13 protein-coding genes and 1 tRNA gene are annotated in these 15,923 nt (G+C 43.9%); 8 read left to right on the forward strand and 6 right to left on the reverse strand.

The genetic code is table 11. From position 1 onward, the window contains the following. Positions 1-442: malate:quinone oxidoreductase (locus tag PLH26_RS04010; RefSeq protein WP_324584700.1), on the reverse strand; the 442-nt coding region annotated here is incomplete at its 3' end. 355 nt (positions 443-797) lie between these two features. Between PLH26_RS04010 and PLH26_RS04015 the strand changes: the two genes are divergently transcribed. From PLH26_RS04015 to PLH26_RS04035, 5 genes are all read left to right on the forward strand, one after another. After that, entirely contained in the window at positions 798-1,061 is a 264-nt protein-coding gene (locus tag PLH26_RS04015; protein WP_324584701.1) for a hypothetical protein, read from the forward strand. Positions 1,062-1,222: 161 nt separating this feature from the next. Then, positions 1,223-3,685, forward strand: coding sequence for an ATP-dependent helicase (locus PLH26_RS04020; RefSeq protein ID WP_324584702.1), 2,463 nt, complete (start codon positions 1,223-1,225; stop codon positions 3,683-3,685). Positions 3,686-3,694: 9 nt separating this feature from the next. Continuing rightward, positions 3,695-4,750 (forward strand): NAD(P)/FAD-dependent oxidoreductase, encoded by a 1,056-nt coding sequence (locus PLH26_RS04025; RefSeq protein WP_324584703.1) that lies wholly within the window; start codon positions 3,695-3,697, stop codon positions 4,748-4,750. 202 nt (positions 4,751-4,952) lie between these two features. Beyond that, a complete protein-coding gene (locus PLH26_RS04030; protein ID WP_324584704.1) occupies positions 4,953-5,522 on the forward strand; it encodes a peroxiredoxin in 570 nt (189 codons plus the stop codon). A gap of 90 nt (positions 5,523-5,612) precedes the next feature. Beyond that, a complete protein-coding gene (locus tag PLH26_RS04035; RefSeq protein ID WP_324584705.1) occupies positions 5,613-6,212 on the forward strand; it encodes a carboxymuconolactone decarboxylase family protein in 600 nt (199 codons plus the stop codon). 140 nt (positions 6,213-6,352) lie between these two features. Here the strand turns inward: PLH26_RS04035 and PLH26_RS04040 are convergent, their stop codons facing one another. Both PLH26_RS04040 and PLH26_RS04045 read right to left on the reverse strand, forming a co-directional pair. Continuing rightward, positions 6,353-7,435: a mannose-1-phosphate guanylyltransferase gene (locus tag PLH26_RS04040; protein ID WP_324584706.1), complete on the reverse strand. Its 1,083-nt coding sequence runs from the start codon at positions 7,433-7,435 to the stop codon at positions 6,353-6,355. Between the two features lie 86 nt (positions 7,436-7,521). After that, positions 7,522-8,484 (reverse strand): KpsF/GutQ family sugar-phosphate isomerase, encoded by a 963-nt coding sequence (locus tag PLH26_RS04045; protein WP_324584707.1) that lies wholly within the window; start codon positions 8,482-8,484, stop codon positions 7,522-7,524. A 258-nt stretch (positions 8,485-8,742) separates the two neighbouring features. Here PLH26_RS04045 and recQ point away from each other — a divergent pair, with 258 nt between their 5' ends. The 3 genes from recQ (at position 8,743) to PLH26_RS04060 (ending at position 13,458) form a co-directional block, all read left to right on the forward strand. Continuing rightward, on the forward strand, positions 8,743-11,022 hold the full coding sequence (gene recQ / locus PLH26_RS04050) for a DNA helicase RecQ (protein ID WP_324584708.1): 2,280 nt from the start codon (positions 8,743-8,745) through the stop codon (positions 11,020-11,022). Positions 11,023-11,175: 153 nt separating this feature from the next. Then, positions 11,176-11,248: transfer RNA gene (locus tag PLH26_RS04055), tRNA-Phe, on the forward strand. A 587-nt stretch (positions 11,249-11,835) separates the two neighbouring features. Continuing rightward, positions 11,836-13,458 (forward strand): tetratricopeptide repeat protein, encoded by a 1,623-nt coding sequence (locus tag PLH26_RS04060; protein ID WP_324584709.1) that lies wholly within the window; start codon positions 11,836-11,838, stop codon positions 13,456-13,458. Between the two features lie 157 nt (positions 13,459-13,615). Here PLH26_RS04060 and PLH26_RS04065 read toward each other — a convergent pair whose 3' ends face one another. The 3 genes from PLH26_RS04065 to PLH26_RS04075 form a co-directional block, all read right to left on the reverse strand. Further along, positions 13,616-14,254: a peroxiredoxin gene (locus PLH26_RS04065; RefSeq protein ID WP_324584710.1), complete on the reverse strand. Its 639-nt coding sequence runs from the start codon at positions 14,252-14,254 to the stop codon at positions 13,616-13,618. A 149-nt stretch (positions 14,255-14,403) separates the two neighbouring features. Continuing rightward, positions 14,404-14,853: a DUF983 domain-containing protein gene (locus PLH26_RS04070; protein WP_324584711.1), complete on the reverse strand. Its 450-nt coding sequence runs from the start codon at positions 14,851-14,853 to the stop codon at positions 14,404-14,406. A gap of 21 nt (positions 14,854-14,874) precedes the next feature. Continuing rightward, positions 14,875-15,762 carry an AraC family transcriptional regulator gene (locus tag PLH26_RS04075; protein WP_324584712.1) on the reverse strand — a complete coding sequence of 296 codons (888 nt, stop codon included), beginning with the start codon at positions 15,760-15,762 and terminating at the stop codon, positions 14,875-14,877. Positions 15,763-15,923 lie beyond the last annotated feature (161 nt).

A 15,923-nucleotide genomic window follows, 5' to 3' on the forward strand; every position in this document is an offset into this window, starting at 1 on the left:
GCATATCCTTAAACAGTTCATATTGAGTGAGTGCTTTAAAGCGTTTTTTCAGGTAAGTTACATTTTCCTCTCCCTGTACAAAGCTCATATGCGGAATGGAACGGATAAAATCTCCGGGATGGCGGATATATCCCTGCTCTATCAGGTAAGTCCAGAATTCCCTGCTTTGAACAAACTGGGCTGCAATTTTTATCGCTTTGCTGCAATCAATGCTTCCATCTTCTTTTTGAGGAGTATAATTCAATTCACAAAAAGCCGAGTGCCCCGTGCCGGCATTGTTCCAGGCATCAGAACTTTCGGCAGCTACAGTATCCAACCGCTCTATTACATGTATGGTCAGGTCGGGCTGCAGCTCTTTCAGCATTACACCCAATGTTGCGCTCATAATGCCCGCTCCTATCAATACAACGTCAGGATTACTTCCTGCATGAGATCTACGCATTTATATTAATATTTAAAGTTACAGACGAAGCAATTGTTGAATACTGCTTGTATGGGTACATCCTCTATGGCAGAGGTTGAAGACAGGATGCAAATTTACAACAGAAAAGGGTTAACCGGTTTATTAAGCGGCGTTTATAAAATATTGTTAACGGATCTTTGAAATGATGGTTTTTTTCCACGGATTTCCCCGGTTTTATTTTACTGACGAACAACGAGCGCTGGTATGGAAATGAAAATGGCCATTGTTATTATGCATTGATAACCATGATTTTGTGTTGATTTACATGACAAAAAAAGATTATGGCCTGTTTCTTGCAAAATATGAGATAATCAAATCATCAAAAAAAACGGATATGAAAACAGTAACAGAAATATTTGAGATCATAGCAGAAGGCAAACCTTATATGGTAAAGGCAACATCTTTTTTAAATGGAATGGAAAAACTGCGTTTTCGTGTGAGCGTGAACAACAGTCCCGTTTGTATTTTCGGATGGGATGAAGGGCTTGACCGCTTTGCGATATTAAAAGACGCAAGGGACCCTGAGATCCATCCCGCTACAGAAATGATCATTGCCCGGAAACTGGAAAATATGTTTGCAAAAAACCAGGCGGCTTAATCTTTTAAATTACTATAATAATTTATTTTTTCGATCTATGGATACGCTGTTAATGTGCGTGGCTTCGGCTGCGCACATTTTTTTGTTACCTGCCGGATTTTTTTCATTGCTGCTTTTTGCACAAACTTTTCCGGCTTTGATCCTTTTCTTACCTTGCACCCATGCAGGATTACTTAAAAGGATTGAATGAAAGGCAGAAAGAAGCCGTGTTGCATATTGACGGCCCTTTGATGATCATTGCCGGTGCAGGCAGTGGCAAAACCAAAGTGCTTACAACCCGTATTGCACATTTAATGGCCAACGGCGTGGATGCTTTTAATATCCTGGCGCTCACCTTTACCAACAAGGCGGCAAAGGAGATGAAAGAAAGAATAGAGCACATCCTTGGCAATAATGAAGCCCGCAATTTATATATAGGAACTTTTCACAGCGTATTTGCGCGCATCCTTCGCGGTGAGGCGCATCGCCTGGGCTATCCCGGCCATTTTACCATTTATGATACGGATGATGCCAAAAGCGTAATAAAGGCTGTTGTAAATGAAATGAATCTAGACGATAAGCATTACAAGCCTGCCACGGTATACAACCGCATTTCAAGCGCAAAGAATGCGCTGGTAAATGCCGAAGAATATGCCAATGATTATGGTATTCAGCAGGAAGACCTGCGCAGCAACCGGCCGGCCATTGCAAAAATTTTTGATGCCTATACCAAACGCTGCTTCAGGAACGGCGCTATGGATTTTGACGACCTGCTGATAAAAATGTATGAGCTGCTTAAAAATTTTCCTGAGGCGTTGAGCAAATACCAGCGCAAATTCAAATACATACTGATTGATGAATACCAGGATACCAACCCGGCTCAGTACGAGATCATAAAGCTGCTGGGCGCCATGCACGAAAATGTTTGCGTGGTGGGCGATGATGCACAAAGCATATACAGTTTTCGGGGCGCTACCATCCAGAATATTTTACAGTTCCAGAAAGATTATGATGATGTAAAAGTGGTGAAGCTGGAGCAAAATTACCGCAGCACGCAAAACATCCTGAATGTAGCCAATGAAATCATAAGCAACAACAAAGGGCAGATCGAAAAAACTTTATTTACCGAAAATGTGATCGGCGAAAAAATAAGGCTGGTCCGCACCATGTCCGATAATGACGAAGGAAAGTTCGTAGCGGATACCATACAGGAACAAAAGCTGCGCAATCATTTTAACAACAAGGATTTTGCCATCCTGTACCGTACCAATGCGCAAAGCCGTGCTTTTGAGGAAGCCTTGCGGCGCATGGGCATCGCATATACCATTTACGGGGGCATCAGCTTTTACCAGCGCAAGGAGATCAAGGACTATATATGTTATTTAAGAGTGCTGGTAAACCCTAATGATGAAGAAGCCTTAAAAAGGATCATCAATTACCCCGCAAGAGGGATCGGTAAAACTTCTGTAGACAGGGCCATATTAGCGGCCAATGAAAATAACATCTCGCTCTGGCAGGTATTGGAACGTGCCCGGGAGTTTGGTTATAAAGGGGGTATACTGGAATCTATTGAAAATTTTGTGCTCATGATCAGGAGTTTTTCCAGCATGCTGCAGCACAAAAATGCATACGAAGTGGCCGTGCATGTAGGCAAGCAAACCAATTTTGTAAAAGAATTGTTCAATGATAAAAGCACCGAAGGTGTAGCAAGATATGAGAACATACAGGAATTGCTGAACTCCATTAAGGAATGGGTAGAAAGCGATTCCCTCCAGGCGAACGAAGATGAAATGGCAGCCGGTCAGCCGGCGCCGGCTGATGATGTTCCTGCAGCATCGGCAAATGAAGTAAATACACAGTCTGGTCAGGATGCGCATGAGATTATCGAAGTACCGGAGCCCGAAGACAAAAGCTTGGGCGCCTACCTGCAGCAAATTACTTTATTAACGGATGCCGATAATAAAAATGCCGATGCCGATACAGTAAAACTGATGACCATACATGCCGCAAAAGGACTGGAATTTGGTTGTGTGTTTGCAGCGGGACTGGAAGAGAGCCTTTTTCCCAATGCCATGAGCATCAATTCCCGCGAAGAGCTGGAGGAAGAAAGGCGGTTGTTTTACGTGGTAGTTACCAGGGCAAAGCAAAAGCTGTGGATCACACATGCCAATTCGCGTTACCGTTTCGGTAGCCTTATACAAAATGAACCCAGCCGTTTTATCAATGAAATACCTGAAGAATATTTAGACAGGAGCTTTGCGGGAGGCGGTGCCCGGAACGGGTTACGGACTTCTGCTTTTGAACGGATGAGGGGAGGCGCCTTCAGTGATACGTCGCGGTCAACCGCCTGGCAGGCCGAAAAGCAATATGGGGCTCCGCCCGGTAAAAAAAAGGATGCTGCCCCGGCTTATATTGGTCCCCGGCCTCAGAACAAGCTCAAAGAGCATCAGCCTTCACCCGGCTTTACAGCGAGTGATATTTCGGGTTTGCAGGCGGGACAAAAAGTAGAGCATCAGAAATTTGGCTTTGGCGAAGTAATAAAAGTTGAAGGTAGTGCCCAGAACCCGGTTGCGCTTATAAAATTTGAGCACAATGGTGAGAAAAAGATCATGTTGAACTACGCCAAACTCTACATCATCAGTTGATCATTTTGTATGCATCCTCAATACCTTATTATAGGCCAGGGTATAGCGGGTACATTGCTGAGTTATGAATTTTGGAAGCAGGACAGATCCTTCTTTCTTATAGATGAACCACATAATATTTCAAAAGCGAGCCTGGTTGCCGGCGCCATTATTAATCCCATAAATGTAAACCGGTGGACAACAGTGCATGAGCATGAAAGTTATATTTCCACCGCGCTGCAAACATACAGGGACCTGGAAAAGGATCTTGGCGTTTCTTTAATAAAAGAAATGTCCATGCTGGTTTTTCATGGTGAAAGACAAAAGGAACTATTCAAAAAAGCACGATCGTATTCTTCCGGATATGTACACCCGCCGGGCCGTGAAGATATTGCACGGGTGAACCGTTCCTTTGCCAGTAAATATGATGTAGTTAAGGTAGCGCCGGTATGGAAAATATATGCTGAACAATTATTATCGGCCTGGTCTGGTTTTCTGAAAAGCAAAAATCTTCTTAAAGAGGAATTCTTTCATGCTGATGAATGCGTAATAGCACCCGGAGGTGTGGCTTTTAAAGAGATACGGGCTGAGAAAATTATTTTCTGCGAAGGGGCGAAAGCCATAAACAATCCTCTTTTTAAAAAGCTGCCCTTTACCCGAAACAGGGGTGAAGCACTATTGTTGTCCGTTCCGGATCTGCCAGGCTCCTACATATATCATTACGGCATTCGTTTGGTGCCTGCTGCTAAAGATCTATGGTGGTGCGGCAGCAATTACCGGTGGGCGTTCAGTGATCTATCACCCGATCCAGGCTGGCGCATGCAAACAGAAGCGCTGCTGCGTCAATGGCTCACTGTTCCTTTTAAGGTAGTTGATCATGTTGTGGCAGAACGGCCCACCACTGAGGGCCAACAGTTCTTAGCAGGAATTCATCCTGCAATGCCGTCTGCGGCAATATTTAACGGGTTGGGCACAAAAGGATTTTTATGTGGGCCTCTATTGGCTAAAGCATTGAGCAAAATGCTTATTGATCCGCACAGGACAACTTCATCAACAGTAAAACCATTAGATAAGTGGCTAAGGTAATCGTTATGAATCAGGAACCGGGCTATACTTTATGCTCATAGAAATAACTTATACGGACATAAGTAATCATTATTAACGCCTATAGTTATTTGAAGTACATTTGCACCACCAACGATAAGCTCCAACCGGCCGCATTTCCTGCCATAGAAAAGTCTGATCGCGTTTATTTCACTCGTTGTAAAAAAATTTAATTTAAATAAATATGAGCAATCGTGTATTATCCGTAGGGAGTATGCTTCCCGCATTTCAAAAAAAAGCCGTTGTATCAACCGAAAAAGGAAAGGAATTTATTGACGTTACCAATGATTACGCTGCTGCCAAGGATCAATGGACCGTGCTGTTCTGGTGGCCTAAGGATTTCACTTTTGTATGTCCTACCGAAATAGCGGAATTCAATAAAAAGAACAGTGAGTTTGCCGACAGGGATACCGTGCTGATCGGTGCCTCTACCGATTCTGAATTTGTTCATTTGGCCTGGAGAAAGGATCACGCTGATCTCCGTGAATTAAAATTTCCCATGCTTGCCGATACTTCCAAATCGCTTGCTGAAGCGCTGGGAATTTTAACTGAAGATGAAAAAGTAGCCTATCGCGCCACATTCATTATAGATCCGCAGGGCATCATCCGCTGGGTGAGCGTAAATGACCTGAACGTTGGACGTAATGTGCAGGAAGTGCTTAGGGTGCTGGATGCATTACAAACAGACGAACTATGCCCCTGCAACTGGAAGAAAGGTGAAGAAACACTGACCAGACAATTGAATTTGAATTAGGATAGTGAGTAGTGAGTAGTGAATGGTGAGTTGTGAGTTGTGAATGTCGGGCAATTCGCCCGCTGTATTATCCATTAAAAATAAAATAGCATGTCTGAAACAGTAGCAATACAAAATGAAACTTTGAATAACCTGTTGAATGATCTGCAGTTGCAGGATCATGAACCGTCTGTAAATATGGAGGCGCTGGCAAATGCCGCACCGCGTTATATCAAAGATCTCAAGATCAATGTAAGCAATGCATTGAACAACACACAGTATTTGAACAAAAAAGAAGCTTTATTATTAGGATTGGCCGTTGCGATCAATGAAAAATTTGACCTGCTCAAAGAAAGCTTTACCAGCCAGGCAAAAGAAGAAGGAGCCGGTGAAGCGGAAATAGCGGAAATTACCGCGATCGTTTCGCTTATGAATACCAATAACGTATTTTACCGGTTCAGGCATTTCATGCAAAAGGATTTTTACAACAACCAGCCTGCGGGAATTAAAATGAGCGTGATGATGAACCCGTTGCTGGGTAAGGAATTCTTTGAACTGGTGAGCCTTGTTATTTCTGCCATCAACGGTTGCGAAATGTGCGTATCCTCGCATGAGCAATCTGTTTTGCAGCACGGCAGCAGTGAAGCAAGGATTTTTGAAGCGGTAAAAGCAGGAGCAATTATTAAGGGGCTCATCACTGCCCTTTCATAGTATTTGCAACACAGAAAAACATCGCAACATGAACAGGTGGGCTTTCAGCAGTCAGCTTTCAGGTATGAGCGATTGGAATTCGTAGTTGGTGACAACACCTGATAGCTGATCGCTGACACCTGATCGCCAACCCGATTGTTCTAAAGATATTTGTCGCCCCTGGCGATCTTGATCTGTGAAACATATTCCTTTACTTCCTGCTCTTTGTTCCTGTCGCAGATCAGCAGCACATCGCCCGTATCAATTACAATATAATTTTTGAGTCCCTGCAATACCACCAGCTTATCTTTTTTTGCAGTAACAATGTTTTTTTCTGCGTCAAAGAGCATAATATTGGTGGCTGAAACAGCGTTGGCGTTTTCATCTTTTTCCATGTTTTCATAGGCCGAATTCCATGTTCCCAGGTCACTCCATCCAAAGCTGGAAGGGATGAGATACACATTATCTGCTTTTTCCATAATGCCATAATCAATGGATATATTGGTGCATTGCGGATAAATCCTTGCAATCGCTTTTTTTTCTGCAGGCGTATTCAATGCAGTTTCTTCTGCTGTAAACAGTTCATGGATCTCGGGGAGGTATTTTTCAAATGCCTGGATTATGTTTTTTACTTTCCACACAAAAATACCGGCATTCCACAGGAATTCGCCACTGGCCAAAAATGTTTTTGCTATTTCCAAGCTGGGCTTTTCTGTAAACGTTTTTACTTTATAAACATTATCACTCACTTCATACTGCTCAATTTGTATGTACCCGTAACCTGTATTGGGATTGTTGGGTTTGATGCCCAAAGTGAGGAGGGCATTGTTTTGACGAACAAAATTCAATGCCTCGTAACATACTTTTTTAAACGCAATATGCTCCAGCACCAAATGATCAGAGGGCGCACAGATCAGGCATCCGTTGGGATTAATACCTTTGAGCTTATAGGAGATATAAGCAATGCACGGCGCAGTGTTTTTGCGCGATGGCTCTCCCAGGATATTTTCAGGAATCGCTTCGGGCAATTGTTTTTTTACAATGGGAATATATTCATCGGAAGTAATAATGAATATATTTTCTTTTGGTATAAAATCCGAAAAGCGGTCAAAGGTTTCCTGTATCAGCGTTTTACCCGTATTTAAAATATCCAGGAACTGTTTGGGTAAAGCCGTTCTGCTCATGGGCCAAAACCGGCTTCCGATCCCACCGGCCATAATGGCTACGTAATGATTTTTATTCATGACTGCTCCTGAAGTATTAAAGTCGTAAAAAATCTTTTCTCAATGGTTATGACGCCTGCCATTCAATGAACTTACCAATCCGGTCATTAAATGATCCCCTCCCGTATCAGGTCATGCAAATGTAACACTCCTGCATAAAGTCCGTTGCGGGTTACCAGCAACTGGCTTACATTGTTTTTTCTCATCATATCCAGCGCCGACACCGCCAACTGGTCTTCTTCAATACATTTCGGCTGCCTGCTCATGATATCTTTCGCCGTAATGCCCGATAAGTTCTCTTCTTTTTGAAGCATGCGCCTCAGGTCTCCATCTGTAACAATTCCGGCAATGACTCCGTCTTTTATAACAGCAGTGGCGCCCATGCGGTTTTGAGTGATGGCTACAATGATCTCCTTTAGTTTGCTGTTTTCCTGCACCTGCGGGCGGGTATTTTTCATAAACAGGTCACTTACTTTTAAATACAGGCGTTTGCCCAGCATACCGCCGGGGTGAAATTTGGCAAAATCATCGCTTGTAAAGCCATTGTATTCCATTAAGCAAACCGCAAGCGCATCACCCATTGCCAGTTGCGCAGTTGTACTTGTGGTGGGCGCCAGGTTATTGGGACAGGCCTCCTGTTCAACCGTTGTATTTAAAATATAATCGGCGTTTGCAGCCAGATAAGAATCAGGGTTTCCCGTCATTGCAATAACAGGATTACCAAAGTTTTTTATAAGAGGCAGCAGCAATTTGATCTCTGAACTTTCACCGCTTTTGCTTATGATCAATATGATATCGTCTTCGCGTACCATCCCGAGGTCGCCGTGTATAGCGTCTGCCGCATGTAAAAAGGAAGCCTGGGTTCCTGTTGAATTAAAGGTGGCCACGATTTTTTGGGCTATAACGGCGCTTTTGCCAATACCGCTGATCACTGCCTTTCCTGTACATGCCGCGATTTTTTTTACAATTTCTTCGAATTGCGCATTGATAAATCCGGATAATTGTTGAACGGCTTCCGATTCCAGTAAGATTGTTCGTTTGGCAATTGCCTGAATATCAGTTGATCTCATTTGTAGTTTCCGCAAACCTAATTTAAAAATACTGGTTAACAAAACAAGGGGTTGCAATGGCACTTTTTTACAAAAGGGGGCCCTATATTTTTTTATATGCCGTATATTTCATAACTTATGAAATTTAATTAAATACATTCTTAACCCCTCACATAAGTGTATATTAACTTTCGTGATAGCGGTTAATATAGTAACTTCGTTCACTTTTTTAAAACACACAATAAGGAATCATTAGGGTGCGAAGGAAAACAGACAGACATGCCAACAGCAACAAAAAAGCCATCTGCAAAAGCAGGATCCCCAACCAGGAAAAATAAAGGAAACAGCAAAACCAGAGCAGCAAAAAAAACCATAGACCTTAAAGCCAGCCTGCAGGAATATTTCGGCTTTAATTCATTTAAAGGGAACCAGGAAACCATCATTGAAAGCCTGCTTGCAGGCAATGATACCTTTGTTATAAAGCCAACCGGTGGCGGCAAAAGTTTATGCTACCAGCTTCCTGCCATCATCAGTCCCGGTTGCGCTATTGTTGTTTCACCGCTTATAGCATTAATGAAAAACCAGGTTGACCTGGTTCGGGGCTACAGCAGCAAAGACAATGTAGCACATTTTTTAAATTCCACTTTAAACAAAAAAGAAATAAAGGAGGTGCACGACGACCTGCTGAACGGTGATACCAAGTTGTTGTATGTGGCGCCGGAAACGCTCACCAAGCAGGAGAACCTTGATTTTTTCCGCAACCTGGAGCTTTCGTTTTTTGCTGTTGATGAAGCCCATTGTATTTCTGAATGGGGGCACGATTTCAGGCCGGAATACCGCAGGCTGAGGGAAATGATGACAGAGATCAATCCCAACATTCCGGTTATAGCGCTTACCGCAACCGCAACGCCTAAAGTACAGAGCGATATCGTAAAGAACCTCGGTCTTAATGACCCTAAAATATTTATTTCTTCTTTTAACCGCGCCAACCTGTATTACGAAATACAGCCCAAGATCAGCAAGGATCAAACCATTAAAAGCATTGTGCGGTTCATTGTAAACATGAAAGGGAAAAGCGGTATCATTTATACCCTTAACCGTAAAACCACGGAAGAACTGGCAGATATACTGGTAGCGAACGGTATTAAGGCTGTGGCTTACCATGCAGGCTTCGACAGCAAGCTGAGGGCGGGAAGGCAGGATCTGTTCATGAATGAAGATGTGCAGGTGATCGTAGCCACCATTGCTTTTGGTATGGGTATTGACAAGCCCGATATCCGTTTTGTGATCCACTATAATATTCCAAAATCAATTGAGAATTATTACCAGGAAACCGGCCGTGCCGGCCGCGACGGACTGGAAGGGAAGTGTATATTGTATTATTCGCATAAGGATGTTGCAAAGCTGGAACACCTGATGCGCGATAAGCCGCTGAGCGAAAGAGAAGTGGGCGCCCAGTTGATCAATGAAACCGTGGCTTTTGCCGAAACAGGCGTTTGCCGGCGTAAAGTGCTGATGAGTTATTTTGGTGAAGATTATGGCGATAAAAATTGCGGGAGCTGCGATAACTGCCTGCATCCGAAAGAAAGAGTGGAAGCCAAAGATAATGCGGTGAAGGTATTGAAAGTAGTGAAAAAATTAGACGAACGTTTCGCTACGGATTATGTGGTGAACATTATCATTGGCAGGCTTACACCGCAGATCAATATGTACCGCCATGGAGCCATAAATGAATTTGCGATAGGAAATGATCAGCCTCCGTACTACTGGAATTCCCTGATACGGCAAATGCTGCTGGAAGATTTGCTGCAAAAGGATATTGAAGAATATGGCGTGCTGAAGCTGAGCGCTAAAGCCGAGAAGTTCCTTAAGAAACCCACATCATTTAAGATCGTGCTCAACAATTTGTTTGAAGAAGCAGATGCAGATGATGATGATGGAGCTGAATCGGCATCGGCGGGGGGCACGGATGATAAGTTGTTTGAAATGCTGAAGGAAATACGGCAAAAGGAGGCCAGGAAAAAAGGACTGCCGCCCTTTGTAATTTTCCTGGAAACCTCTTTGCAGGATATGGCAACCTTGTATCCTACCACCGTAACCGAGCTTGAAAAATGCCAGGGGGTAAGTAAAGGGAAGGCATTGCGTTATGGGAAACCGTTCGTAGAGCTGATCGCCCGCTATGTAGAAGAAAATAATATTGAACGCCCCGATGATTTTGTGATGAAGAGCGTGGTGAACAAGAGCGGGCTGAAAGTGTATATTATACAGCAAACCGATAAAAAAATTCCTCTGGAGGCCATTGCCAAAAACAAGGACCTGCGTTTGGATGCCTTGCTGGAAGAAATGGAAGCTATTGCTGCCAGTGGCACCAAGCTTAATCTTGACTACGCCATAGGAGAAATGGTTGACGAATACGACCAGGAAGATATACTGGAATATTTTAAAAACTGCGAAACTTCATCCCTGCAGGTAGCCCAGCAGGAGCTGAGCGAGGGGAACTTTACCTGGGAGCAGTTGAAGATCATGCGCATCAAGTTTTTGAATCAGTACGGAATGTAGCAGGAGAGGTATAAGGTATAGGGTATAAGGCCTTACACCCTACACCTTCCTTCCGTTTAGAAATACAGAAAACCATAACTTTATGGTTTATTTTTCGCTGTTAAACCGGAAAGCCCTATTTTTGCTGCCCCTTTTAAAAGAAAGGAGCATTGCGGTGCGGTAGCTCAGTCGGTAGAGCAAAGGACTGAAAATCCTTGTGTCGGCGGTTCGATCCCGCCCCACACCACCCAATAAGTAGCCCCAAATGCAATACAGAAAAGCGTTTGGGGATTTTTATTTCCTCCATAGGGTACAGAATAGGGTACAGTTTTTAATAAAATCGTCGTTATGTAATGACGATACCCATATCAATCACCATCAAAAGTTATCCAATAATGTTGGTACAAACAACTACAGAAGCTTTCGTTTAATCAAGGCTTTCATGTTAAGCTACAGGGGTCGAACTGTAACCTTTTGTAACCTTTTGTAGCAATTTATAGCTTTTAATCCGATTACGCACCGGGTTCGAATCCGCTCGGGACCTCTTTAGCGGGCCTGAAGAATGTTCAACGAAGTGAGTTGCGCAGGAGCCAATTGTCCCAGGGCACGCCATGCGCCTTTGAATTCATCAATTTCTGCAATGAGGATTAAAATTTCGGGTGTTATATCCGTAAATGTAAAAGCAGGGACCATACAAACTCCCCCCAAAATTGTATTAACTTTACCTGCTTTGGATAATGGATCTTACGCAGGGTTATAAAGCCTCCCCCGGAATTTTCACGGCTGCTGGATGTATTGGCAGGCAGACCATTCTTCATCTTTCAAATCAGCAAAATGAAAGCGCCTTATTTATTCTTCCTGGCATTGGCGGGCATTGCAATACCAGCCTGTAAAAACAAAAACTCTACCACTCAGGCAGTAAACATCACATCTATTACCGACCTGCGCAGAGGAGATATTTTGACTTGCGGCCCGGCAAAGGAGCAGTTTGGTAATGTTGCTTTTGCATTGTTGGCCACCCGGGAAGTTAAAGACAGCTTTAACCTCGCCCTGGCCCTGCTGCATTCTTTTGAATATGAAGAGGCCGAGAAAGCATTTGCCAAAGTAATTGATATGGACCCCAACTGTGCAATGGCATACTGGGGGGTGGCCATGAGCAACTTCCACCCGCTCTGGAGCCCGCCCAATAAGGATGAACTGGAGAAAGGCGCCAAAGCCAGTGAGATCGCAGCTTCATTGAAAGGTAAAAATAAAAGGGAGAATGAATATATAAACGCGATCTATGATTTCTTCCATAACCGGGAGCAGCAGGATCACCGTACCAGGGCAGAGCATTATGAGAAAGCGATGGAAAAAATTTATGTGGGTAACCCCGCCGACAAAGAAGCGGCCATATTTTATGCACTGGCACTGGATGCTACAGCAGATCCCCGTGATAAAACATATGCGCATCAAAAAAAAGCCGGTGAAATCCTCAATGCGCTTTATCCCGGGCAACCCGATCATCCGGGTATTGTACATTATATCATCCATACGTATGATTATCCCGAACTGGCCGAAAAAGCTTTACCGGCAGCGCGTAAATATGCTTCCATTGCGCCGTCGTCGGCTCATGCCCTGCATATGCCATCGCATATTTTTACCCGGCTGGGGTTATGGGACGAAGCCATCCGGTCGAACCTTGCTTCGGCTGATGCGGCCAGGTGCTATGCCGCAAGCTTAAAAATGAAAGTGCACCCGGGATCGGAACTGCATGCCATGGATTACCTCGTATACGCCTACCTGCAAAACGGGCAGGATAGCGCTGCAAAAATGCAGGTAGATTACCTGGGCACCATCGCCGGCTCCTTAGCCGAAAACTTTTCGGCCAGCTATGCAACTGCAGCTATACCGGCCCGTTACGCCCTCGAACTGAGACGCTGGGAAGAGGCTGCCGAACTGGATACTGCTATTGCTGCTTTCAATAGCGATAAATATGCCTGGGAAAAAGCCATTGTGCATTTTGCCCGGGTGCTGGGCTCAGTGCATACCGGAAAGCTTACAGCAGCCGGGGAAGATCTACAGCGCCTGCGCTCATTGCAGTCGGTGTTACTGAATGCAAAAGATGATTATAAGGCCAACCAGGTTCTTGTGCAGGTAAAAGCGGCAGAAGCATGGATCAGTTATGCCGGCGGGAAAAAGAAAGAAGCCATAGCGCTAATGTCGGAAGCTGCTGACATGGAAGATGGTACAGAAAAACATCCGGTAACGCCGGGTGAAGTGATCCCTGCAAGGGAACTGGAGGGCGACCTGTTGCTGGCCCTCGGAAAGAACAGGGAGGCCCTGCATGCCTATGAAACCAGCCTGAAACGGTGCCCCAACCGGAGGAACAGTCTTAAAGGTGCTGCTTTGGCTGCAGCAAGGTTAGGCAACAATGATAAGGCTGCAATGTATAATAAGCAGTTGAACAGGAGATGAGCCGGCGTGATTTAAAAAGCATGGCGAAAAAATAATGCGGAACATACTGCTATATTCCGCATTCGATCTTCCTATGAATTCATCTTCCCTTACTGTGATGTATCAATAATTCCTGTCTGCGTATCGTATAAATTGCGGGGTACGCAATAAAAAAGGATCAATCAATAGCTGGCTGAGCTGTATATCTCAAATAGGGTTTTATTTCTTTAACGCCTTTCGGGAATTTCTTTAATGCATCTTCTGTTTTTATGGCTGTGGATATAATAACATCTTCCCCCTGCTTCCAGTCGGCCGGAGTTGCCACGCTATGATTTGCCGTTAATTGCAGGGAATCAATTACACGTAAAATTTCAAGAAAATTTCTTCCGGTGGATGCGGGATAGGTTAAAGTGAGTTTTATCTTTTTGTCGGGGCCAATAACGAATACAGAACGCACTGTTGCTGTTGCTGAAGCATTGGGATGGATCATATCGTATAGTCCCGACACGGTTTTATCATCATCCGCGATCAGAGGAAATTCCACATTGGTGCTTTGCGTTTCGTTGATATCACCGATCCATCCAAGATGTTTGTCAACCGGATCAACACTTACCGCCAGCACTCTTACATTGCGTTTGTCAAATTCACGCTGTAATTGCGCTGTCCGCCCCAATTCTGTAGTGCAAACAGGGGTAAAGTCGGCAGGGTGCGAAAACAGAACGCCCCAGCTATTCCCGAGGAATTCATAAAAATCAATGTCTCCTTTCGATGTAACCGCTTTAAAGTTCGGTGCTGTGTCGCCTAATCTTAAACTCATGGTATTTTTTTTTATGTTCAAATAGTATAAAAAGCAGGTTGTAAAGCTACACTCCGATGCTTTTTATTTGTGGTGCTTTATACTTCGATTATGGTACTTTTTAGTTATTCTACTAAAACTATAGGGTATTTACACTGCCTGCTTTATTGCTACCAGTTGTTCTTAATGCTGTCATTTATTCTTTCCGGTGCTTCAGCAGGTTTTTCGCTCCATTGCGGATCGTATCCAACAAACAAGGACAACCACATGGTGCGGGCAAGGCGCATTAAATAGGGCTGTAATACAACCAGCAACAGTGCATTAAAAATGAGCCAGTACAGCACCCTCGAATCATGAACCGATATCCCTATGGTAACGGCCCACAATATCAGGGTAGCTACACTTATGGCAATGGCCAGTCCGTAGCTTACGTAACCTGTGCCGTAATAAAATCCTACTTCAAGATCAAAATGTTGTCCGCAGACCCCGCATTTCTCATTCATTTTCATGAAATGTTTCAGGTGGTAGGGATTAGCGTGCGTGAACATTTTACCCCGGCGGCAGCGCGGGCATTGCGTTTTACACATGCTTACCAGGAGTGAAGGTTTTTTATTGTTCAATGGTGCTGACATCATTTTGTTTTAATGTTGTTTGTAATTTTTGTTTCGAAAAGCCTCCGGCGTTGTATGGGTATATTTTTTAAAAAATTTTACGAAATAGGAGTTATCCGGGAAGTTGAGCTCCTGTGCGATATCTCCTACCGATAAATCGAAATTGATCAGCAGGCGCTTTGCTTCCAGTATGATCCTGTTCCGGATCACTTCTCCGGCAGAAATGCCCAGGTAATCCTTGCACAAAGCGTTCAGGTGGTTGGGGGTAATATACAGCAACCCGGCATACGCTTTCGGGAGCTTTATGGATTTGAAATTATCTTCAATAAGCTTTTGAAAGTTGCGCAGGATGACCGAATTGTAACCCGCAGGTTCCTCCTTTATGGTTTTTGGGTTCTCTCTTTCTACTGTTAAAAACAATTGCAGCAGTAAAGTAGCGATCATCAATTTCGAGGAGACCCGTTTTTCGGATTGTTCGCACAAAATCGCTTCAAAAATTTGCTCAACCTTTCGTTGTGTCTCTGCTTTTAGCAACAACACCTGGTGCGCTGCAATTTGATCGAAGAAAGAAAACTGGTCAATTAAATTGGAGTTGATGAACAACTGATCGAAAAAGGTAGAAGAGAAGTTTACGGTATAGCCATCTACCCCTTCATTAAAATACCACTTGTGTATCTGCCCGGGCCGCATAAAATAGATCATCCCTTTTTGGACGGGGAATGTTACGAAGTCTATCACGTGTTCGCCCGAGCCCCCCGTGAAGTACACCAAATGATAAAAAGCGTGATTATGGGCTACTTCAAGATGTGGGTTGCTGCTGAGGTATCCTTTGAACCGGTCGGCGTTCAACAGGTTATCGTGCGATTTGTTGGCAATGAGGTTGTGAATATCAAAAGTAGGATAGATGGGCTTTGCCATGATTGTACTTGAATATGTGCAAAATTACCTGGTATGCCGGTCTTTTTATGGAAGATTAGGCATCTTTTATGGTATTATTTACTGATAATTGAAAAGCACCGCGAACAAAGGGTAACGAAAAAGAGAAAAAACCAGGCTGGGTTTTGCAACCGAATTGTTAA

Source organism: Agriterribacter sp., assembly GCF_035444585.1.
Lineage (GTDB): Bacteria > Bacteroidota > Bacteroidia > Chitinophagales > Chitinophagaceae > Agriterribacter.